The 19,653-nt window shown below is 65.3% G+C and carries 15 protein-coding genes and 2 pseudogenes; 3 read left to right on the top strand and 14 right to left on the bottom strand.

From position 1 onward, the window contains the following. Positions 1-85: 85 nt before the first annotated feature. Both ACN2C7_RS09715 and parC read right to left on the bottom strand, forming a co-directional pair. The gene (locus tag ACN2C7_RS09715; protein ID WP_419321311.1) at positions 86-1,423 is read right to left on the bottom strand and encodes a serine hydrolase domain-containing protein; all 1,338 of its coding nucleotides are present in this window, start codon (positions 1,421-1,423) and stop codon (positions 86-88) included. Next, complete coding sequence (parC, locus tag ACN2C7_RS09710) at positions 1,420-3,696, bottom strand: DNA topoisomerase IV subunit A (protein WP_419321310.1); 2,277 nt, start codon at positions 3,694-3,696, stop codon at positions 1,420-1,422. Before parC ends, ACN2C7_RS09715 begins: the two co-directional genes overlap by 4 nt. Before the next feature lie 153 nt (positions 3,697-3,849). On the opposite strand from parC, the gene ACN2C7_RS09705 reads away from it, so the two are divergent. Beyond that, positions 3,850-4,485 carry a hypothetical protein gene (locus ACN2C7_RS09705; RefSeq protein WP_419321309.1) on the top strand — a complete coding sequence of 212 codons (636 nt, stop codon included), beginning with the start codon at positions 3,850-3,852 and terminating at the stop codon, positions 4,483-4,485. After that, positions 4,457-5,185: a hypothetical protein gene (locus ACN2C7_RS09700; protein ID WP_419321307.1), complete on the top strand. Its 729-nt coding sequence runs from the start codon at positions 4,457-4,459 to the stop codon at positions 5,183-5,185. The genes ACN2C7_RS09705 and ACN2C7_RS09700 overlap by 29 nt, the downstream gene beginning before the upstream one ends. Positions 5,186-5,212: 27 nt before the next feature. On the opposite strand, the gene ACN2C7_RS09695 is transcribed toward ACN2C7_RS09700, so the two are convergent. The 5 genes from ACN2C7_RS09695 to ACN2C7_RS09675 all read right to left on the bottom strand — a co-directional run bounded on the left by ACN2C7_RS09695 (position 5,213) and on the right by ACN2C7_RS09675 (position 10,040). Then, positions 5,213-6,802, bottom strand: coding sequence for an alkaline phosphatase D family protein (locus ACN2C7_RS09695; protein ID WP_419321306.1), 1,590 nt, complete (start codon positions 6,800-6,802; stop codon positions 5,213-5,215). 70 nt (positions 6,803-6,872) lie between these two features. Next, the gene (recO, locus tag ACN2C7_RS09690) at positions 6,873-7,604 is read right to left on the bottom strand and encodes a DNA repair protein RecO (RefSeq protein WP_419321305.1); all 732 of its coding nucleotides are present in this window, start codon (positions 7,602-7,604) and stop codon (positions 6,873-6,875) included. Continuing rightward, positions 7,605-8,465 (bottom strand): arylamine N-acetyltransferase family protein, encoded by an 861-nt coding sequence (locus ACN2C7_RS09685; RefSeq protein ID WP_419321450.1) that lies wholly within the window; start codon positions 8,463-8,465, stop codon positions 7,605-7,607. It lies immediately after the preceding gene. A gap of 105 nt (positions 8,466-8,570) precedes the next feature. After that, entirely contained in the window at positions 8,571-9,527 is a 957-nt protein-coding gene (era, locus tag ACN2C7_RS09680) for a GTPase Era (RefSeq protein WP_419321304.1), read from the bottom strand. Positions 9,528-9,629: 102 nt separating this feature from the next. Further along, a complete protein-coding gene (locus ACN2C7_RS09675; protein WP_419321303.1) occupies positions 9,630-10,040 on the bottom strand; it encodes a hypothetical protein in 411 nt (136 codons plus the stop codon). A gap of 69 nt (positions 10,041-10,109) precedes the next feature. Between ACN2C7_RS09675 and ACN2C7_RS09670 the strand changes: the two are divergent. After that, positions 10,110-10,258 (top strand): annotated as a pseudogene (locus tag ACN2C7_RS09670) (hypothetical protein); the annotation flags it as partial. A gap of 86 nt (positions 10,259-10,344) precedes the next feature. On the opposite strand, the pseudogene ACN2C7_RS09665 reads toward ACN2C7_RS09670, so the two are convergent. The 7 genes and pseudogenes from ACN2C7_RS09665 to ACN2C7_RS09635 form a co-directional block, all read right to left on the bottom strand. Next, positions 10,345-10,479 (bottom strand): annotated as a pseudogene (locus tag ACN2C7_RS09665) (hypothetical protein); the annotation flags it as partial. A gap of 619 nt (positions 10,480-11,098) precedes the next feature. After that, positions 11,099-12,331: an MFS transporter gene (locus ACN2C7_RS09660; protein WP_419321302.1), complete on the bottom strand. Its 1,233-nt coding sequence runs from the start codon at positions 12,329-12,331 to the stop codon at positions 11,099-11,101. Next, entirely contained in the window at positions 12,331-14,340 is a 2,010-nt protein-coding gene (locus ACN2C7_RS09655) for an alpha-glucosidase (protein ID WP_419321301.1), read from the bottom strand. The genes ACN2C7_RS09660 and ACN2C7_RS09655 overlap by 1 nt, the downstream gene beginning before the upstream one ends. A gap of 103 nt (positions 14,341-14,443) precedes the next feature. Next, positions 14,444-16,780: a TonB-dependent receptor gene (locus ACN2C7_RS09650; RefSeq protein WP_419321300.1), complete on the bottom strand. Its 2,337-nt coding sequence runs from the start codon at positions 16,778-16,780 to the stop codon at positions 14,444-14,446. Between the two features lie 116 nt (positions 16,781-16,896). Beyond that, a complete protein-coding gene (locus tag ACN2C7_RS09645) occupies positions 16,897-17,496 on the bottom strand; it encodes an NADPH-dependent FMN reductase (protein WP_419321299.1) in 600 nt (199 codons plus the stop codon). Next, positions 17,496-18,560, bottom strand: a complete 1,065-nt coding sequence (locus tag ACN2C7_RS09640; RefSeq protein ID WP_419321298.1) for an LLM class flavin-dependent oxidoreductase — start codon at positions 18,558-18,560, stop codon at positions 17,496-17,498. Before ACN2C7_RS09640 ends, ACN2C7_RS09645 begins: the two co-directional genes overlap by 1 nt. After that, positions 18,557-19,579, bottom strand: a complete 1,023-nt coding sequence (locus ACN2C7_RS09635; protein WP_419321297.1) for an aldo/keto reductase — start codon at positions 19,577-19,579, stop codon at positions 18,557-18,559. Before ACN2C7_RS09635 ends, ACN2C7_RS09640 begins: the two co-directional genes overlap by 4 nt. Between the last annotated feature and the right edge of the window lie 74 nt (positions 19,580-19,653).

The following is a 19,653-nucleotide window of genomic DNA, read 5'->3' as shown; positions in this document are numbered from 1 at the left end:
CGGGAGACCATGCCGGGATCAGGGCGCCAATGCAAACGGCTGTTTGAACGAGCCACCCAGACGCCAAGCGGAAGGCGCACCGACCTTACAGGTCCGGCTTTTCCAGCGCCTGATAGACCAGAGTCCGCGTTGTGGCGTCCAGGCCCGGCCCCACCCCGCCCAGGCGCTGGATCATGCCGATGAAGAACAGGTCGTTGGTCGGGTCGATCCAGAACCAGGTGCCGGCGCTGCCGCCCCAGCTGATCGTGCCCGCCCCAACGGGCGCGCCCGAGGCCGCCGGATCCACGGCCACGGCGACATCGAGGCCATAACCCATGCCGGCGGCGAAGGGGAACGGCTTCTGACTGGGCTGCAGAACCCCGGTGGTGCCATTGGTGGTGACGGTGAAACTGGCCGGCAGCTGGTTCAGACGCATCAGGGCGACCGTCTCGGGCTGCAGGATGCGAACGCCGTCGAGATCCCCGGCATTGAGGATCATCTGGGCGAACCGCGCGAAGTCATGGGCGGTTGAAACCAGGCCGCCGCCGCCCGACGGGGCCGCCGGCGGCTTGGTGACATCGCGCCAGGGCCCTTCGACAGCCGGGATCAGCTTGCCCGTCGCGTCGGCGTCATACAGCGCCGCCAGACGTCCGACCTTCTCCTGCGGCACGTAGAAGGCGGTGTCGGCCATGCCCAGCGGCGCAAAGATACGCTCCTGCATGAACACCGGCAGCGACTGGCCCGACAGTTTTTCAACGATATAGCCCTGAATGTCGGCAGCCACGCTGTAGCGCCACAGGGCGCCTGGCTCGGCGTACATCGGCAGGGTCGAGACCTTCGCGACCAGTTCGCCCAGCGAACCCGACTGCAGCACGTTGGCCTTGTAATAGGCCTGGTCGGCAGGGCTGGAAGGATCGTCGGCGATGCCATAGGCGAAACCCGCCGTATGGGTCATCAACTCGCGCATGGTGGGCGGGCGCGAAATCGGCGTCAGGACCGGGCGGCCCTCGGCGTCCATCTTGGCGACGCGCAGATTGGCGAACTCCGGGACGTACTTGCTGACCGGATCGTCCAGCTTCCACTTGCCCTCGTCATAGAGGATCAGCATCGCCACGCCGGTGACCGGCTTGGTCTCCGAACGGATGCGAAAGATGGCGTCGGCGGGCATGGCTTCGCCCGTTTCCAGGCCGCGCTTGCCGAAGCTCGAGCTCGAAACGATCTGGCCGTGGCGGGCCAGGAGCGTCACGGCCCCCGCGACCTGCCCCGTGTCGACCATGACCTGCATGGCCTCGTCCAGCTTCTTCAGCTTGGGCGAGGAAAAGCCCACCGCCTCGGGCTTGACGCCCGGCAGCGCCGCAGCCGAGGCCACTCCCACAGCGGCGGCGCAGCCAAGCAGGCCGGCGACAAAAGCGATCGCCTTTCGTCTCAGCCGCAAGCCGGTCATTTGGGCTTGAACCGCTTGGAGGTCGGGAAGCCCTTGGGCGCCAGCTTGCCGGCGCTGGCCCGGCGGCCGACGAAGGTGGTCCAGTCGGTCCAGTCGCGGCGACGGCCCGCGGAGTCGATCCAGTAGCCGCCGGTCTCGGCGTTGAACGACAGCGCGTCGCGCAGTCCGCCCTCGCGATAGGCCTGCAGCTTGACGCCCTTGCCGCGCGGCATTTCCGGCAGTTCCTCGAGCGGGAAGATCAGGATCTTGCCGTTGTCGCCGATCACGCCCAGCTGGTCGCCGACGGCTTCCAGACAGAAGGCCGCGCCGGCGGCGTCGACGGTCAGGACCTGCTTGCCGGCCTTGCGATTTGCGAGCGCTTCTTCCTCGGGCATCAGGAAGCCATAGCCAAGCTTGGAGGCCAAAATGCGTTTGCGGCCGGCCTTGAACGGGAAGACGTCGAGGATCTTCACCTTGTCGTCCAGCTCGATCATCATCCGCAGCGGCTCGCCATGGCCTCGGGCGCCGGGCAGCTTGTCGCAGCCGATCGTGAAGAAGCGGCCGTCGCTGGAGAAGATCAGCAGCTTGTCGGTGGTCTCGGCCGGGACCAGGAAGCCCAGCTTGTCGCCTTCCTTGAACTTCAGTTCAGACGGATCCTCCACCTTGCCCTTGGCGGCGCGGATCCAGCCGCGCTCCGACAGGATGATGGTGATCGGTTCACGGACGATCATCGCCTCGATGGCCGCCTCGGCGTCGACGAACGGTGCCTCGGCGAAGATCGAACGGCCGACGATCCCGTTCTGGCGAGGCTTGTCCAGCGGGTGCTTGATCTTCAGCAGGGTGGCGCGCACGTCGCGCAGGCCCGTCCCCACCAGCGTCCACTGCTTCTCGTCGCTGGCCAGCATGGCCAGGATGCCGTCGCGCTCTTCCATCAGCTGCGCGTGCTCGCGACGGATCTCCATCTCTTCCAGCTTGGCCAATTGGCGCAGGCGGGTGTTGAGGATGGCGTCGGCCTGGAGGTCCGACAGCGCAAAGGTCGAGATCAGCTTCTGCTTGGGCTCGTCCTCGTAACGGACGATGCGGATCACCTCGTCCAGATTGAGGTAGGCGATCAGCAGGCCGTCCAAAATGTGCAGACGGGCTTCGATCTTGGACAGGCGATGCTTGGCCCGGCGGGTCAGCACCTCGCGGCGGTGGGCCAGGAACGCCATCAGCGCCGCCTTCAGGCCCATCACGCCCGGCGTGCCGCGCGCGTCCAGCACGTTCATATTGACCGGGAAGCGGCTTTCCAGCGCCGAGAGCTTGAACAGGCTCTCCATCAGCACTTCGGGCTCGACGTTCCTGGTCTTGGGCTCAAGAATCAGCCGGATGTCCTCGGCGCTCTCGTCGCGGACGTCGCCCAGCAGGGCCGCCTTCTTGCTCTCGATCAGGTCGGCCAGCTGCTCGACCAGATCCGACTTCTTTACCTGATATGGAATCTCGGTGACGACGATCTGGTAGGTGCCGCGACCGGTGTCTTCCTTCTCCCACTTGGCGCGAACACGAACGCCGCCGCGGCCGGTCTCGTAGGTTTCCAGCAAGCTCTCGCGCGGTTCGACGATGATGCCGCCGGTCGGGAAATCGGGACCGGGGATGCGTTCCAGCAGATCAGCCGTCGTCGCCTCGGGCCGGCTGAGCAGCAGCAGGCAGCCGTCGATCAGCTCGGCGGCGTTGTGCGGCGGGATCGAGGTGGCCATGCCGACCGCGATGCCCGACGAGCCGTTGGCCAGCAGGTTGGGGAAGCCCGACGGCAGAACCACCGGTTCCTCGTCCTGGCCGTCATAGGTGGGCCGGAAATCGACCGCGTCCTCGTCGATGCCGTCCAGCAGCAGCGTCGCCGCCGTGGTCATGCGGCATTCGGTGTAACGCATGGCCGCGGCGTTATCGCCGTCGATATTGCCGAAATTGCCCTGACCCTCGACCAGCGGGATGCGCTGGGCGAAGTCCTGAGCCAGGCGCACCAGGGCGTCATAGATCGACTGGTCGCCGTGCGGGTGGAAGTTACCCATCACCTCGCCGACCACCTTGGCGCACTTGCGCGCGGCGGCCTCGGGGTTCAGGCGCATGTTGTTCATCGCGTACAGCACGCGACGGTGGACGGGCTTGAGGCCGTCACGCACGTCCGGCAGGGCCCGCGAACTGATCGTCGACAGGGCATAGGCCAGATAGCGGCGCGACAGGGCTTCTGTCAGCGGCTCGTCAAGGATGCGGTCGCCGTCGCCAGGACCGCCGGGGGGAAGGACAGGTTTGTTCATGAGGAGGAATCGTTACCGGGCTCGCATCCTAGCAGATGTCGGGCGGGCGATTCGACGTCTTTGGCGCGCCGTGACGCACCACGGGTGGCGGATGTTGCGCAAGATGGGAGAACAGCGTTATCGTTGACGTTGCAAATCGGCTGGGGACTACCGATGAATCCGTTCTCGAGCGACAAGGCGCCGTATGCGATCGCCTTGCTGATTTCGGCTCTGGGCTGGGCGTTCGCCACACTCCACGGCGGCATGCAGGACTCCCTGGTGGCGACCTATGCGGCCGATCGGAAGGGCTCGACTGTCGTGGGCACGGTCACCAATCTCTCCAAGACCCAGCCGATCGGGCCGGTTCGTTTCACGCTGGGCTGCGGCGCCGGGCGCGAGTGTCTGTCGGGCGAAAACAAGTTCGTCAGCATGCCGCCCACAGGGTCGGCCTACGACGCAGGCGAGTCTCCGGACGGAGCCAATGGCTTCCTCAATCCGTCGCGGTTTTCCGTGGAGTTCCTCGTGTCACTGCCCCCCGGCGGCTCGATCCGGGTCGTCGCCAAGACGCTGAATGATGATCCGGTTCATCTGATGCTGAACCCCAACAGCGCCAAGCCTGAGGCCATCTACATGCTCCCCGCCAGCCATCCGGTCGCGTGGTTCTTTCATCGCTACTATCTCATCGTGCTGACCGTGATGAGCCTGTTTCTGGTCAGCTTCGCAGCCTGGCTCGCCCACGGCTTGCTGACGCCAAAACCCCAGCCCGAAGGATCATCAGACGATGCGAAACCTTCTGCCCGCAACGCTTAGTCTCGCCCTTGTCCCGGCCATGGTCGCGGCGCAAACCGTCGAAACCATTGCCATCCGGGTGCGCGGCCCCAGCGGCAAGGCCGTGCCAAGCAAGATCTTCATCCGCAAGGACGGTGTCCTTCAAACCGCCGCCGTTGAAACCGACGCCAACGGCGAGCGGACCCTCTACGACCAGAAATGCGACGACCGGATCGAGTTCCGGGCCAAGCCGAACAGCTCGTTCTTCGCCGGTTCTGGCGAATGGCTGAAGTGCGTGTCCTCACCGGTGAACATTCCCGTGCGCCAGAATGGCGTGACGAGCAGCATCAGCAGCGCCCTGACCCAGAGCTTTCCGGCGTCCATCGCCCCGCGGCGGGACGCCCTGCAGGCCGCTCTGGATGCGGGAGACACCAGCGCGGCGCGCGCCGCCGCCTATGATCTGTCGGTTTACCTCCGACAGGCCGGACAGCAGGACGAAGCCAAGGCGATGGCGGCCGTGGTCGTCGACCAGAGCGTCGCCTCGCTCAGCGAACAGGGCGTCACCATGCCCGAAGCCCCGCTCATCTATGATGCTCAGCAGAAGGTCTATGTCTCGACGCCCGAGACGCTGGCCGCGCTCAGGCAATTCCAGATCGAGGCCGGCATTCGCGAGCCGTCGGAGAAATCCCGGCCGCAGTGGGATCTGCGGACAATGTCCGCCATCTCGGCCAACGAGAAGTAGCGCCGAGGCCTTCCCCCAGTCGACAGCCTAGACGGTCGCGAGACGCGGATTTCCGGCTTCGACCGCCAGCTTGGCGCGCGTGGTCAGCTTGCCGTCGCGGCGGGTAATGGCGTCCAGCACCTTGAACTCGGTCGTCCAGCGCTCCGGCGTGACGTCACAGATGGCATAGCCGCGCTGGGCGTTGTTGAACTTCAGCTGCGGATTGGCGGCCTGGATCTTGACCATGTCATCCCGCTGGTCGACGCCGTCGCCGCTGGACGAGATCGAGGTGATGACAAACTCGGTCCCGATCGGCGCGCCCTCGGGATGGGCGCCGTCAAGATGCAGCTCGCCGGCATAGTTCTGGTGCTCGTCGCCGGTCAGCACGATCGGATTGGCGATCCTGCGGTCGCGGATCTGCTGCAGCAGGCGGTTGCGCGGCGAGCGATAGCCCGCCCAGGAATCCGGATTGACGGCCGAGCCCGCGCCCGGATCGCGGTCCAGGTCCATGACCATGATCTGCTGGGCCAGCACGTTCCAGCGCGCCTTCGACGCCGAAAGGCCGTCGAGCAGCCACTTTTCCTGCTTCAGGCCCAGCACCTCGGCCTTGGCGGCCTCGATCTCGGCGCAGGTCCCGAACTTGTCGCCGCAGGGCTGATTGGTGCGGAACTGCCGGGTGTCGAGCAGGTTCAGGTCCATCAGGCCGCCAAAGCTGGCGCGGCGGTACAGCTGGATCGTGGTTCCGACGGGAAAGCTGCTGGGGCGCAGCGGCATGTTCTCGAAATAGGCCTGGACCGCCGCCTGACGACGCAGGTTGAAGACCTTCGGGTCGACGCCGTCCTGGTCCAGGTCAGCGACCCAGTTGTTGTCGATCTCGTGATCGTCCCAGACCACGAACCACGGCGCGGCGGCGTGGGCGGCCTGGAGGTCGGTGTCCATCTTGTACTGGGCATAGCGGCGGCGATAGTCGTCGAGGCTGTAGAGCTCGCCACCGAAATGCTGGCGCACGTTCTCGACCGGGCCCCGGGGACCGTTCCAGACGCGGCTGCCGCGAGCCTCATAGATGTAGTCGCCGTAGCAGAACACGAAGTCGGGATTGTCCTCGGCCAGACGGCGGTGGGCGGTATAATAGCCCTGCTCGTACTGCTGGCAGCCGGCGATGGCGAAACGCACGCGATCCACGGTCGCGCCCAGGGCCGGCGTCGTGCGCGCCCGACCCGTCAGGCTGCGCTCCTTGCCCGCCACAAAGCGGTACCAGTAGTCACGGCCCGCCTCCAGGCCACCGACCTCGACGTGGACTGCGTGGGCCAGTTCGGGCATGGCCACCGCGACGCCCTTGGCGACCACGGTCCTGAAGCCGGCGTCGGCGGCGACTTCCCACGACACTTCCACAGGCTGGGCGGGCATGCCGTGGCCGATCTCCAGCGGTTCCGGCGCCAGACGCGTCCAGATCACGAAACCGTCCGGCTGCGGATCGCCCGAGGCGACGCCCAGCTGGAAGGGATAGATCGAATAGACCGGCTGGGCCAAGGCCCGGCCGCTGATCAGCGGGATCGACAGCGCCGACACCGCAAGCCCCCCGAACGCGCTCAGCGCGCGGCGGCGCGACAACAGATAGCGATCCAGCAAAACAGACATCCGGGACTCCACGCTGATCACGCCTGAATAGTGTAACACTATAACAGTTGGAAGACACCGAGGCGCGTCCCTAGAGCCGCCCCGCCTCGCCCAGCCGATCCAGCAGCCATGTCCGGGTCGGCGGCAGCGGCCGGTTCAGGGGGCCAAACACGAACTGCTCCAGAAAGTGGCCAGTGATGTCCAGCCCCGCCTTCACGTCCCCCTCCGCCAGACCGCCCTGGGCCGACAGCAGGAACGGCGGCAGCGGCAACAGCTTGTCCTTGTAGGGCTCGCCCGCCGCGCGGCTGACCGCCCGGCCGGTGCGGGGGCTGACATAGATCAGGTCATCGAAGCTGCCGGTGGCCGCGCACTTGGACAGGTCCAGGCCAAAGCCCAGCTCCTGCAGCAGCCCGGCCTCATAGCGAACGTAGACCGCCGGCCAGATGTCGGGGATCTGCAGCACGCCGATCAGGGCCTCCAGCGCATGGAAGGCCCCGGGATGGGCCTCGCGCTCGGGCAAGGCGCCGGCGGCCAGCGAGGCGGCCGACGACAGACCGGCCAGGGCCAGCGGATCGTCGAACAGCGACGCCACCCCCTCGCCCATCGGCTCCAGAGTCGCCGCGCCCAGCTGGTCGGACATCCGGGCCCGATAGCGGGCGATCACCCGCGAGCCTGGCTGCAGGAACGGCTTCATCCGCCGCGAGGCCGCGCCCGCCACATGGGCTGCGAACTTGCCGTGCTGCTCGGTCAGCAGCTCGACGATGGCGCCGGTCTCGCCATGGATGCGAGCCGACAGCACCAGGGCCTCGTCTTCCCATTCCATCTAGGCCTGCGTCCCCCACGCCACGACCTTTTCCAGCACCGGCCGCCAGTCGGCCTCGACCGGCAGGCCGATCACGTCGCGCAGGGTGGCTTCCAGCTCGTCGACGGTCAGGTCGCGCTGCTCGACCAGGGCGCCGGTGGCGTCGCGATGGGTCAGGCGGTTGTTCTTCAGGGCGTAGCGCGCGGTCGGCGTCGTGCGCCCCACCGTCATGCTCCAGGTGAAGTGCGAAGAGGGATGGGTGTAGGTGAAGTAGTTGACCTGTTCGTAGTCGACATCGGCCCAGGCCCCCTTGGCCACCTGGTAGAGCGGCGCCCAGTTGCCCGACAGATTGGCCTGAACCTGCCGCTCGGCCACGCCGTCGTGGCCGGCGTCGACGATGCGGAGCTGGCCGTTGGGGCTGTCCTGAACCTCGTCGGAAAACAGGCGCAACGGCGCGGTCAGCACGCAGCCGCCAAAGCCGGCGTCAGCCAGCCAGGTCTCGCCGTCGATCGCCACGCCCAGCACCATGTGCGAGCGCGGCCGGGGCGGCGCGCCGACCGGCGCCATCCACAACACCCGGGCCATCAGACCCTCGACGTTGAAGCCGACGGCGGTCAGCACCCGCTTGAGCAAGCCGTTCTGCTCATAGCAATAGCCGCCCCGCCCGGCTGCGATCAGCTTGGCGTCGATGGTCGCCGGATCGATCGAAATCCCCCGCCCCAGCAGCACGTCCAGGTTCTCGAACGGGATGGCGTCCGGGTGCTTCCGGGTGATGGCGCGCAGCACGGCCAGGGTCGGCTCGCGCGGGCCCTCATAGCCGATCCGCGCGAAATAGGCGTCAAGGTCGACCGCCGGAGCGGCCGGGGCAAAGGCGTTTTGGATCTGGCTCACTGGGGGCGATATTCCCGGTATGTTCTCACCCGTTAGGACAGCCTGCCAGCGATCAAGTCAAGAGCCGCGCCGCTGTCAGGGCGGCGCGGTGGCTTGTCAGACGTCGAAGTCCAGGCCCATGGAACTGAACAGGCCGCGTTCCTCGGCCCAGTTTTCCTTGACCTTCACGTGCAGGAACAGGTGCACCTTGCGGTCCAGGATGTCGCACAGCTCCTCGCGCGAGGCCTGGCCGATCCATTTCAGGGTCTGGCCGCCCTTGCCCAGCACGATGGCGCGCTGGCCGTCGCGTTCGACATAGATGGTCTGCTCGATGCGGGCGCTGCCGTCGGCGCGTTCCTCGAAGGCGGTCGTTTCCACTGAAGCGGCGTAGGGCAGCTCCTCGTGGACGCGCAGATAGATCTTCTCGCGAGTGATCTCGGCGGCCAGCAGGCGGGCCGGCAGGTCGGCGGTCTGGTCTTCCGGATACAACCACGGGCTTTCCGGCATGGCGGAGGCCAGACGCTCCAGCAGGTCGTCGACGCCCGCGCCGGTGGCGGCGCTGATCATGAAGACCTCGGAATAGACGCCGGTATCGAACAGCTCCTGCGTGACCTTCAGCAGGGTGTCGCGCTTGACGCCGTCGATCTTGTTGAGCGCCAGGATCACCTGACGATTGGCCGTCTTCAGGCCTTCGATGATGGTCTGGACGTCCTGCACCGAGCGGTGCTCGGCGGGCGTGGCCTTGTTCTCGTTCGAGGCCAGCTCGGCCTGGACGTCGATCAGGTGGACGGTGACCTCGGCCTGTTCCGAGCCGTTCCAGGCGGAGCGGACCATGGCGCGGTCCAGACGGCGGCGCGGGCTGAAGATGCCGGGGGTGTCGACCAGGATGATCTGGGCGTCGCCGTGCATGGCCACGCCGCGCACCGGAAAGCGCGTCGTCTGCACCTTCTGGGTGACGATCGAGACCTTGGCCCCGACCATGCGGTTGACCAGGGTGGACTTGCCGGCATTGGGCGCGCCGATGATCGCGGCGAAACCGGCGCGGGTGGTCTTTTGAGGTGTTGTGTCAGTCATTGCGGCTGCGTGTAGCACAGCGGGGCCGGGATTCCTCCCCCTGATGGGGAAGGCGGGCGGAGGATGGCTTGGCGGGCGTCTGCCTAGGGTGGAGGCGAGCGTTCATATCCTGCGGCGGCGAGCACCGCAGACGGTTAGGGCAAGCAGCGTGAGATGCAGCCCACCAACGGCGAGCCATCCCACGATCAGGGAGTTTTCCAAGTCCAAAGGTCGAGCGATAAGCCAGGGGCCATTGTACAGAATGCTAATCGCGACCCACCCGTGAACAAAGAACAGGATCGAGTCTGTCAGCGCTTTGTTATGAGTGGCGCCTCGCCATGCGAAGAGCCAAATCAAACCCGACAGCGGTAGGTACAAGAGCGCAAGCCCGTAGGTAGCCATTGATACTGCTACGAACCGCAGAGTTGAGGCTAAACTGTCGTCGTTGGGCCAACTGTCGATGGACACGACAACCGCAAAGACCGCCGCCTCCGCTGTGCGCCTGACATACCAACTACCGACCGTACCCGTCATGGGACGAATCCTAGGCCCGCTTGGAGGGGGTTCGCAACGCTTCAAAAGCCCCCCCCGAAGCGCCCCAAAGTGGATGCCCCCACTCCCCCACAGACTACAACCGCTTGTCATCCCGGCCGTAGCGCAGCGGAGCGCCGGGACCCAGGGGCGACAGCAGTGCGGCGGCCCCTAGGTCCCGGGTCGGCTTCGCCGCCCGGGATGACAAGAGTTTGTGGAGCGAGAACGGGGATCGTCTTGCCGTGAGATTTAAGGATGGCTCCCTTCGGCGCGACGGGGGGCGGGACGCCAATCCAATAGATCACCGTCATTCCCGCCCTTGTGGCGGGAACCCCTGTTTCAACTCACACGTGAAGCGCCAGCGAAGTGCGCGCGCACTTCGCCCCTCCCGCACCTGCGGTGGACAGAGGGGTTCCCGCCACAAGGGCGGGAATGACGGGAGTTATGGGGATTGGCCGAACTGTATCCCCGCACTTCCCAGAGTAGACCTAAGCGAATTCAATTACTTGTAAAATAGTTGATCGCGCCCATCAGACGCGCCGAAACCTCCCGCATAATCAATCTCACCTGACAGCACGGGAAGGGCGCACGTACGGCGACCGTTGCGGCTGTCAGGGGTGGTCGAGCGGGAAGCGTCCGTCGGCCGTCGTCGAAGGCCCGGCAGGGTCTGGTGGAGCGGATCGGTCCTTGCGGGGGGCGGACGCATTGAAGCCAGACCGGGACCGCCGGGAACGCCCTTTTGCGACGCCCGCACGATGCGCAACAGGCATGGGCTGAAATCGCCCATGCGGTCTGGACGGGGTCGCTATCCCCTCCACCCGTCGGGGGCCTAACGTCGGAAGCGGGTTAAAACCCCGCGCCCCGAGGGCTCACCGGATAACGGCTGCGCGGAGCGTTCGTCTTCGTCGAAACGGTATTCAACTATCCTATCCTCCGGGCGAGGCCCGGACGCTCCGCGACCCTTCCCACAACCATCGCAGCGAAAGCGCGAGGTCGCGAAGCCGTGCCCCCTACTCCGCCCCTTCCGGATCCAGCAGCGCCTTGGCGCGACCTGACCAGAGCTAGGGATTGGCCAGCCGCAAGACGGGCAGCCACAGGTGGATCCACAGCAGCGCCAGCAGATAGGCGCAGGAGGCCATCAGGAAGAGCGGCATGTAACCGGTGCCATTCGTCAAGAGTATGCCGGCCAGTTGCAAGACGCCCATACCGGCGAGGTTGCCCGCCAGAGCGCCCAGGCTGGTGATGGTGCCGACACGCTTGGCGGGAATGACGTCGGTGATGATCCCGAACACATTGACCGAGAAGCCCTGGTGCGCCGCCAGGGTCATGCCCAGAAGGCCGACGGCCAGCCAGTAGTTGTCGACATAGAGCACCAGCGGCACGGGAACCACCAGCAGGGCGCAGACCAGCATCACCGTCTTGCGGGCGCGATTGACCGACCAGCCCGAGGCGATCAGCCGTCCAACGATCGCGCCGGTGATCAGCGAGCCGCTGGCGGCCATCAGATAGATTACGGCCAGAGGGACCGCGAACTCCTTGATGCTGAGGCCAAACACCCGGTGGAGCAGGTCCGGCGTCCAGAACAGCAGGAACCACCAGACCTGATCAAACAGCGCCTTGGCGCCCATGATCGCCCAGGTCGCCCGGTCCTTGAGAACCTCGCTCCACTTGACCTTGGCGGGGGCCACAGCCTTTTCGGGCTCAGGCGCATTGAGGGCTGCGGCGTTCCAGGCTCCGGTCAGGAACCAGACGGCGACCCAGACCAGACCAAGGCCGCCGACGATCGAGAAGGTATGTCGCCAGCCGACAGCGGCGGCCAGGAACGGAACGAACAGCGGGGTAATGACGGCGCCCAGATTGCCCGCCGCGTTGAGGATGCCGATCGCCATTGACCGCGACTTGGCCTCAAAGGCGGTGGCGATGGTCTTGATGCCGACCGGCGTGCCCAGAGCCTCGGTCGCCCCCAGGGCGATCCGCGCCAGGGTGAATTGTCCCACCGTGTGGGCGAAGGCGTGGGCCATGGCCGCCAGGCTCCAGGACCCCACGGCGAAGGGGTTGGCAAACTTCAGACCAACCCGGTCGATGAACCAGCCGACAAACAGATAGGCCACCGCCGCCGAGAGCTGGAACATCGCCGCCAGGTGACCGTAGTCGGCGTCGGTCCAGTTCAGATCCTCCTGCAGCATCGGCTTGAGGATCGCGATGATCTGCCGGTCGGCATAGTTGAGGATGCTGGCCGCGATCAGCATGATCAGCAGGAACCTGCGGTCGATCTTGAATGTCGGCATGGCCATCAGAGGCTCCGCAGGGATTGGAACAGGTCGGCCTGGGCGGCGCCGGCGCGATGGAAGACCGGCGGCTGACCGAACGGCGCGGCGATATCGACTGACTGACCGCCTTCGAACGTCTCGCCCGACCAGACGTGAATCCAGCCTGCGCCCGTCGGCAGATAGACCGAACAGGCGCTCACACCGGCCTCCAGCACCGGTGCGACCAGCAGATCGCGGCCGAACAGATACTGCGTCTGCTCGGTATAGGTCCGGGGGTCATCCTCATGGTGCAGGAAGAGCGGCCGTTGCAGCGGCAGCCCTTCCTCCGACGCCTCAACCCGCAGGTCGCGGATATAGGGCGCCAGATGGCGATAGACCTGGGTCATGCGGGCGAAGTGCGCCAGCACCTGCGGGTCCTGATCCAGTTGCAGGTTCTGATCGGGCCGGTTGCCCTCGTGCGAGCGCATCACGGCCGTGAACGCCGCCATCTCGCTCCAGCGCATCAACAGTTCGGCCGTCCGAACATTGCCGAACAAACTGGTGTAACCGCCGATATCGCTGTGGTGATAGGCGTTGCCCAACAGGCCCGAGGAGAGCGCAGCGCAGACCACCGTGCCAATGCCGTCGTGGCGCGTAAAGTCCACCGACTGGTCGCCAGCCCACAGCAGCGGGCAATAGCGTTGAACGCCGCTATAGCCGGCCCGCATGAAGAACAGCGCCTCGCCCGTCTTGCCACGCCGCTCAACGGCGTCGGCATTGACCTTGGCCCAGATGGTCGGCCAGGCATTGTGCATCAGCATGCCGTCGACGCCGTTGGCCAGGCGCACATCGGTGGGCAGGTATTCGCCGAAATCGGCCATCCAGCCCGACAGACCGAAGTCCAGCATCTCCTTGCCGATGATGGCGTCGGCGAACCAGTCGGCGGCCTCGGGATTGGTGAAGTCGACCACGCCGCAGTCGAACTCGCCGAAGTCGACCAGATAGGTCTCGTCGCTATCCTGGCGCAAAGCGAGGTAGCCAGCCTTTTCGGCGATCGGGAACAGCGAGCCGTCGACGCAGAGATAGGGGTTCACATAGCCCAGGAAGCGGATGCCCTGCTGGGCCAGTTCGCCGATCTTGCGATCCAGGCCCGGATAGCGCTCGGCGTTCCACTTCCAGTCCCAGAACAGGCGCTTGCCGAACGAGGTGATGCGCAGACCCACCCAGTCCTCGCACCACAGACCCGACAGGGCCGCGCCCGAGGCGATGAAGGCCTGAAGACGGTCGAAGCTCTCGTCGCCCTGCTTGAGGCCGACGATGGCGCCGTTCAGCACCCAGTCGGGCAGCGGCGGCTGGCGGCCAAAGCGATCGGACAGCGCGCCGACCAGGGCCACGAAGGTCTCGGCGGCGAAGACCTCGATGCGCTCGGGGACTTCCCAGACCTCGATCTCGTGGAAGTCGGCATGGCGGAAATCGAAAGCCGAATAGGCCGTGGTCTCGACGTGCAGCGCATAGCGGCGCGACGAGATGAAGGTCGGCTGGGGATAGTTGGTGTGGAAATAGTCGCCGCCCGCGCCGGCCTGATCGGCCATCCAGGTCAGCTGGGTCGACTTGTCCCGACCGACGCCCGGCTCGGAGGTCCACAGCGGGAAATGACGGCCGCGCATGTCGAAATAGGACAGCTGCTCGCCGCCGCCCCAGACGTTTTCGGCAACCTCTGCGGGCACACGCAGCCACAGGCGGTTGATGGGTTCGGCGCCGGGCATGAAACGGATGTGTCCGCTCTCGACGACCTCGATCGCGAGCAGTTCGGGGCCACCGCTGGCCGCGGCGAAACCGATGCGAACACGGCCCTCGCCCTTCGAAGGCGTCGCCGAGCGCAGGGCGATCCGCTCACTGACATAGTCAGAGATGGCGAAATTGCCGCGCTGCATTTGAACGTCGGCCTCGCCGCGTCCGATGAACAGGCACGGCGCGGCCGGCGCATGACGCAGCACGGTTTTGCCAGCCGCCTGGATTTCGAAACCATCCGCGAGGGCGATAAGCTTGAGCACGTCTCTACTCCGCACGGCGGGCGCATCGTCACGCGATACGATCTGAAAAAGAACGGGCCCGGCTTGGGGAAAGGTCGCCGGGCCCGTTTGCAGGATAGGCGGACTAGAAGAGGTTGTAGCGGAGGCTCGCGCCGAAATAGCGCTCGGCGTCACGCGGCGTGATCTGCCGCAGGAACGACGCGCCGTTGGGGATGCGATTGATGACGAACTGCTGGTCGGCCAGATTCTTGCCGATCAGAGCCAGGCGCAACCTGTTGTCCTTGCTGACAAAAGCGACGCTGGCGTCGATGGTGCCATAGCCCTTCTGGACAGCGTTAGGGTTCTGATTGATGTCGAAACCCATCTTGCTCTGGTATTGCGCGCCGACATTGAAGTCCAAGTCGAACTTCTGGCCTTCCAGCGGCACGAAGTAGCTCGTGTTCAACGAGACCTTGTGCTTGGACGACAGGGGCAGAGGCTTGCCGTTGATCGCCAATGCCGGGCAGGCGCCGGTGGGCGGGCATTTGAACTTGTCGATCTTGGCGTCGATATAGGCGTAGCCGCCGTTCAGACGCAGGTTCCGGATCGGCTCCAGCGTGAAGTCGGCCTCAAAGCCCTGGGTCTTGACCGTGCCGGCATTGGTCAGGCGCGAAACCACCGTGGTGCCGATCAGATCCAGGTTCGTGGCCTGGAAGTTGTCATAGGTCGTGTTGAACGCCGACAGGTTCAGGATCAGGCGGCCGTCCAGAAGGCGCGACTTGGCGCCGATCTCGTAGGCGTCCGAGGTTTCCGGCGCGATACCGAAATTGTCCGTGGCCTGCATGTTGAAGAACACGTTCATCGCCGGGCCCTTGTAGCCCCGCGTATAGCTGCCATAGGCCAGAATGGTCGGCAGGACATCGTACTGCAGGCCGACCTTGCCCGACCAGCCGTCAGCCTTGGTGCCGCCCGTTCCCGAGAAGGTCGGGTTGACGCCGCTAAGGGCTGCCGCGCCCGAGGTGCGCAGGCGACGATGGACAAACTCGATCTTGTCCTGGGTCCAGCGCGCGCCGACGATGCCGCGCAGACGTTCGGAGAAGTTCAGCGTGCCCTGCCCGAAGGCGGCGTAGTTGGTCAGGGTCGCGGAGAACTCGCCGATGCCCTGGTTGGCGGCATAGGTCGAGGAGCCCGGCGCGCAGGGCGTTGCCGCCCCCAGAGCGCCCAGGGTCACCGGCGCCAGGGTTGAACTGGTGCAATTGGTGACCGTACGGGTGAAGTAGTTGCTCTCCCAAGTATGGTAATAATAGAGCCCGCCGACATATTCGAAGAACTGGCCGGTCGGGGACGCGAGCCGCAGTTCCTGCGTGAACTGGTCGAAGTTCAGCCGTCCATAGTCGGCAGTCCGGATGTCAGCCGCCAGGGCTCCAGTCGCGACGTATTTTGGAGAGTCAGAGCGGAAATCACCGTCCCGCGCCTGCTGGTTCTTCCAGTTGCGATAGGCCGTGATCGAGGTGACCGTATAGTCGCCCAACGAGTAGTTCACCTGGGCCGAGAAGCCGCTGTTGATGTCCTTGGTCGACGGTGACTGGTCGTTGTCGATGTCCTTGTTGCCGGCGCCCGGCGTCAGCGGCTTCAGCGACGGCGAGAACACGGCGTCGTTGTAGGCGCTCGAGAACACCGTGCCGATGCTGTCAGCATAGCCGGTGTCGACGTTGTGCGAATAGTCGGCGATCAGATCGACGGTAAGGTCTTCATTCGGCTCCCAGCGCAGGCGGCCGCGCAGGCCATTGTGCTCGTAGCCATTCACGTCTTCGCCGTTGAAGACGTTCTTGCCGTTGCCGTCATAGTGGCTGAAGAAGCCGGCCAGCGACCCGGCAAGCGTATCCGAGAGCGGACCCGAGATTGCGCCGCGCAGCCTGTACTCGTTGCCCTCGTAGTAGGAGGCGTCGATATAGCCGCTCTTTTCTTGCTTCGGCGCGCGCGTGATCAGGCTGATCACGCCGGCGGAAGCGTTCTTGCCGAACAGGGTGCCTTGCGGGCCACGCAGGATTTCGATCCGCTCCAGGTCCAGGAAATCGGCGGTGGCCTGGCCGCTACGGGCATAGACCACGCCGTCAACGATGGTCGAGACCGAAGGCTCAACGCCCGATGCGAAGGAGACGGTGCCCACGCCACGCACGGTCAGGGCCGAGTCCTTGTTGGTGTTGCCCTTCCTGAAAGTCAGGGACGGCGCCATCTGGATCAGCTGTTCCGCCGAATTGACGTTGGCGCGCTCCATGGCTTCGCCGCTGACGACGCTGATGGAGATCGGAACCTTCTGCAGGTTTTCCGAGCGCTTCTGTGCGGTAACGATCACTTCAGCGATGACCGGCGCGTCGTCATTGGACTGGGCCAGGGCCGGCGTGGCCGCGAAGCCACCCAGAACCAGCGTCGTGAGCGCCGTGCCGACCAGCATGCGCGCGCGTTTCGTGTGAATTTTCATGTCTCAATTCCCTCCCACTTTTTAATTCCTACCTCTTGGGTAGGCTTATTCGCCTCTTGTTGAGGCTTGGTCTTTCTAGAAAAACTGAGAGGCCTTTCAGCACCCTCCCAGGGCGGTCATGCCGACTTCCGATGCAGTTGCAGAAAGTCGGCGACCTGATCGCCGATCAGGCCCAATTGTGCTGTAACGGCAGGATCCTCGCAGGTTCCGTCGTCTCCGAACCGCGACGCGGAGGTGTTGATCGCGGCGGCCATCGGCGTGGGCCAGCCACGCAACGCGTGCACGATTGATCGCAAAGCCGATATCGTGCTGCCCGTCGCCTGCCAGCCATAGGCGGTGACCACCAGGCCCACCGGCATGCCGCTCAGATAGACCCGACTGTCGCGCGCGGTTTCCTCGAGGAGGTCCAGCGCATTCTTGATCATGCCCGAGACGCTGCCGTGATAGCCGGGCGAGGCGATCACCAGGCCGTCGGCACGGCGCACCGTCTCGACGAACTGGATCTCCTCGGCCGTCCGCTGCGGCGCCTTGGGCACATAGATCGGAAGCCGCGCCAGGAACTCGCCGCCGAACATCTGGGTGTCGACACCGCGCGCAGCGGCGGCCTTCATGGCGATCGCCAGGGCGCGCTCGGTCGAGGACGTACCGCCGGCCGTGCCGCCGATGCCGACGACGAAAGGCCGGCTCCCAGCGTGGTGATCGTTGGAGGCGTGCACTAGACCAGCGGCCCATGGTCGATGTGCGGCAACACATGGCGGGCAAACAGGTCCGCCTCTGCCGCGTGCGGGTAGCCCGATAGAATGAAGGCCTCGATGCCCATGTCGCGGTAGTCGTTGAGCTTGGCCAGCACCTGATCGGGATCACCGACGATCGCCGCGCCGCAGCCCGAACGCGCCCTGCCCACCCCGGTCCAAAGGTTTGCCTCGGCGTAGCCATCGTCCTTGGCGCCTGCGCGCAACGCGGCCTGGGCCTGGACCCCAACCGAGGTCGAGTCCAGAGACTTGGCGCGGATGGCGGCGCCGGCGTCTTCGTCCAGCTTGCTTAGCAGCCGGTCGGCGGCGGTGCGGGCCTCACTCTCGCTGTCGCGAACGACGACGTGGGCGCGGTAGCCGTAGCGCAGCGCACGGCCGTACTTGGCGGCGCGGGCGGTCATGTCGGCGATGATCTCGGCGACCACCTCCTTCTTGTCCGGCCACATCAGGAAGACGTCGCAACCCTTGGCGGCGGCCTCACGGGCATCTTCCGACAGGCCGCCGAAATAGAGTAACGGGGCCTTGCCCGAGACTGTGCCAACGCGCGGCGGATCCAGCTTCAGGTTCCAGAACTCGCCTTGGTGATCAAGCGCCTCGCCGTTCAGCATGGTCTTGAGAATGCTCATCGCCTCGACGGTGCGAGCATAGCGCGGAGCAGAGGCCAGCTTCTCTCCTGGCATGTCAGAGGAGATGATGTTGACGGTCAGGCGGCCGCCCAGCATCCGGTCGATCGTCGCGATCTGCCGCGCCAGTTGTGGCGGCCACATTTCGCCGATCCGCACGGCCATCAGCAGGCGCATTCGACGCAGCAGCGGCGCGACGCCGGCGGCGAAAGCCGTGGTGTCGATGCCCAGCTCATAGCCGGACGGCAGCAGGATGTTGTCAAACCCACCGGACTCGGCCTGCAGGACGATATCACGACAGTGTTCCCAGCTGGACTTCAGCTTCAGATCCGGAACACCCAGGAACTCGTAGTCGTCGTCGCAGAGGGCGGAAAACCAGCTGATCTCGCTAGGGGGACGGTTCATGGCAAGGGCGCTCCCATGGAGGCGACGAGGACGCGATACCAGTCAGTGCGCGTCCAGCGCGGCCGATAAGCGTCGGGGATTTCGGCAATACGGGCCGGAGTTTGCGTGCCGACGATTGGAATGGGGTGGGCGGGATGCGCCATGATCCAGCTATAGGCCGCCGCCGACCGGGACACGCCGAACGTCTCGGCGATCTCGTCGAGAATGGCGCTCACGGCGCGAGCGCGGTCATCCGTCGGCGACGCCAGACGTCCGCCACCCAAGGGCGACCAGGCCAGCACCGTCATGCTCCGCGCAATAGCCTGATCCAGGACACCGTCACTTAGGGGGGCGATCGCCAAAGGCGAGAACTCGGGCTGGCAGGACACGACCGGCAGCGACAGATGCGCCGCCAGGGCCTCGACCTGCGAGGGTGTGTAGTTCGACACCCCCACTGCGCCAATCTTTCCGGCCTTGTGCGCGGCTTCCAGCGCGCGGGCGGTCTCAGCAGGATGGGTCAGGATGTCCGGACGATGGATCTGCCACAGCGCGACGTGTTCAACGCCCAGGCGCTGCAGCGACGCATCGATGGCCGAAGCGACGTAGGCCTCGCTGGAGTTATAGGGCGTTCCGATGACGATGCCGCCCTTGGTGGCGACAACCATTCGATGGGCCAACTCAGGCGACGCCGCCAGGACTTGACCCAGCAGAGCCTCTGAAGCGCCAAAGCCTTCGCCGTTGTCGGGACCGTAGATATCGGCCGTATCAAAGAGGGTCACGCCGGCGTCAAGCGCGGCCAGAATCAGCGATCGCGCCGCGCGGACATCAGCGCCGCGAAAGCGCCACATCCCCCAAGCGACCGAGGATACGCGCGGGCCACCCTCATACAGGGGGCGGCTTTCAGGAGGGGCAATCAGGTATGTCATCGCTGTCATACTAGCGAAGAGCGACGTTATGGCAACGCTGCTTCGCATCCAAAAAATTTCACCGCTAACGCAAAAAAATTGGCGAAACGAACTGGACTTACTTATAAAGTTCATCACAGCGAGTCAATTTACTCAGAAAAGTCAATATATATTTGTGCATCGAGCCCAAATGCGATGTATTAGAATTT

The organism is Caulobacter sp. ErkDOM-E (assembly GCF_048541895.1).
Classification (GTDB): Bacteria; Pseudomonadota; Alphaproteobacteria; order Caulobacterales; family Caulobacteraceae; genus Caulobacter.
This window is presented reverse-complemented; position numbering and strand designations above follow the sequence as displayed.

Coding starts and splice junctions, on each gene's coding strand:
- ACN2C7_RS09705 (WP_419321309.1), top strand. CDS start 3,850: ATGAATCCGTTCTCGAGCGACAAGGCGCCGTATGCGATCGCCTTGCTG.
- recO (WP_419321305.1), bottom strand. CDS start 7,604: ATGGAATGGGAAGACGAGGCCCTGGTGCTGTCGGCTCGCATCCATGGC.
- ACN2C7_RS09695 (WP_419321306.1), bottom strand. CDS start 6,802: ATGTCTGTTTTGCTGGATCGCTATCTGTTGTCGCGCCGCCGCGCGCTG.
- ACN2C7_RS09640 (WP_419321298.1), bottom strand. CDS start 18,560: ATGAACCGTCCCCCTAGCGAGATCAGCTGGTTTTCCGCCCTCTGCGAC.
- ACN2C7_RS09700 (WP_419321307.1), top strand. CDS start 4,457: ATGCGAAACCTTCTGCCCGCAACGCTTAGTCTCGCCCTTGTCCCGGCC.
- ACN2C7_RS09635 (WP_419321297.1), bottom strand. CDS start 19,579: ATGAACTTTATAAGTAAGTCCAGTTCGTTTCGCCAATTTTTTTGCGTT.
- ACN2C7_RS09715 (WP_419321311.1), bottom strand. CDS start 1,423: ATGACCGGCTTGCGGCTGAGACGAAAGGCGATCGCTTTTGTCGCCGGC.
- era (WP_419321304.1), bottom strand. CDS start 9,527: ATGACTGACACAACACCTCAAAAGACCACCCGCGCCGGTTTCGCCGCG.
- ACN2C7_RS09675 (WP_419321303.1), bottom strand. CDS start 10,040: ATGACGGGTACGGTCGGTAGTTGGTATGTCAGGCGCACAGCGGAGGCG.
- ACN2C7_RS09650 (WP_419321300.1), bottom strand. CDS start 16,780: ATGAAAATTCACACGAAACGCGCGCGCATGCTGGTCGGCACGGCGCTC.
- ACN2C7_RS09660 (WP_419321302.1), bottom strand. CDS start 12,331: ATGGCCATGCCGACATTCAAGATCGACCGCAGGTTCCTGCTGATCATG.
- parC (WP_419321310.1), bottom strand. CDS start 3,696: ATGAACAAACCTGTCCTTCCCCCCGGCGGTCCTGGCGACGGCGACCGC.